The organism is Zoogloea sp., from assembly GCF_030157465.1.
Classification (GTDB): domain Bacteria; phylum Pseudomonadota; class Gammaproteobacteria; order Burkholderiales; family Rhodocyclaceae; genus Zoogloea.
In genome coordinates, this window is record NZ_JAOAUU010000014.1 from 1 (window position 1) to 1631 (window position 1631).

Here is a 1631-nt window from a genome sequence, read left to right on the forward strand (position 1 = left end):
AACCTAAAAACCTCAGTTACCCCACCCCGTTCGCATGATCGGCCAGCAAGTGGTGTGGTTTCGGTGGTCCGATAGCCGCAACGGTGCGCTTGAGATGCTCGCAGCAGCGCAGCCAGACCGATGGGCCGTTAAACTGCTCCGCAGCTTCGCTCAGCCAGGCTTGAAGCTGGCTGGAGATGCGCGTCAGCAGCTGCCGAGCCTTGTCGAAATAGGCATGCTGGCCGGTCAGAGTGATCGTGGTTTGGCCCGCATGCTCGGTACGCCGGCCCACCGAGGACATCAACCACGGCCGGCTGGTGATGGCCTCAAGCCGGGCTTCGGGGTTGGCCAGGCGCACGAACAGGCTCCACCAGTTGTAGATCAGCGCCACCCCGCGTGCCGACAGTTGGCAGCGATGCAGGTCGTGCGTGGTGAAGCCGCCCCAGCCCCACTGGTTCTTGAGCTCGTCGAACGTGTTCTCGGCATCGGCCCGGTCGCGGTAGAGCTGGCCAAGCGAGAGAACCTCATGGTCCAGGTTGGTGACCAGCACCGCATATTCGTAACCGGTGATGCGTTTGCCCGCCTTGCGGTCGGCCTCAATGAAGCCCAGCAGCTGCTGGCCGCTCTCGTCCTGGGCGAGCAGCATCTCGCCCTGCAAGGGCCGGCGCAGCACGACCACACGACGCGTCGCCTCCCAGCCGGTGAGCGCCAGCGTGCTGTCGATCCCTTCCCAGCCCTGGCCCGCGTCCGTCCAGCCCGAGACCCGGAACAGGCGTTCGATGTGACGCTTGACGTTCTTCGAGAGGCGCAGCTTGAACAGGTAGGGCTGCGCCCGCGCTTCGAGCTCGCGCATGATGCCGTCCGACCCGAAGCCGCAGTCGCCGCGCACCATCTTCGGTTTGTGAGGCGCGGGCAGTTCATCGAGGAGCTTGAGCAGGCCCGGCAGCGTGTGGCTGCCCGAGTGTTCGTTGCCGGCCTTCACCTCGACGCCCATCACCAGGCGCAGCCCGGCCATCAGGTAGGTGTGGTAGCTGTGCGAGGGCCGCCCCGGCTTCTTCGGGTTGTACGACACCACCGCGCCTTCCTGCTTGCCGTATAGCGGTTTGATCGTGGTGTCGATGTCCAGAATCCACGGCGTATCGAGCAAGGGGGCGGTGCTCTCGCGCAGGTGGCCGTCAAGCCAGCTCACCCCCTCAGCCTCAGGGATCGCCAGCAGGGCCCGGCGCAGCGCGTCCTCGCTGATCACCTTGTTCATCCCCAGCAGCCCGGGATTGACCCCATCGCAGCGGATCGTCGTGACGTGCGAGTAGCGCCGGTGCCCCGACAGGATCGACAGCATCCAGGTGCCCAGCACATCGGCCTTGCCCGGCGCGTTGGGGCTCGTGTAGGCCAGCGGGCAGCGATCCTGCCAACCCGACCACAGCCCGGTCAGGGTCAGAAACTCGATGAAGTACGCCAGCTGCCCCATCGGCGTGGCTGCCCCGTCCGCATCCCAGCGAACCTGTACGCGACCGCCCGCCGTCTGTACGCCGGCGCACGACATAGGCATTTCCTTGGCGTGCAAACGCTTCAATTTCGACTCACCCATCGGGTGACTCCCTCAATCAACGCCAAACCCAGAGCCTGCCAGCGTTTCGGCCACAATGCACACC

At 65.5% G+C, this 1631-nt stretch carries 1 protein-coding gene; it reads right to left on the reverse strand.

The features are described 5' to 3' along the window. Positions 1-16: 16 nt before the first annotated feature. Complete coding sequence (locus tag Q1W26_RS02115) at positions 17-1567, reverse strand: transposase (RefSeq protein WP_300435235.1); 1551 nt, start codon at positions 1565-1567, stop codon at positions 17-19. Positions 1568-1631: the final 64 nt, after the last annotated feature.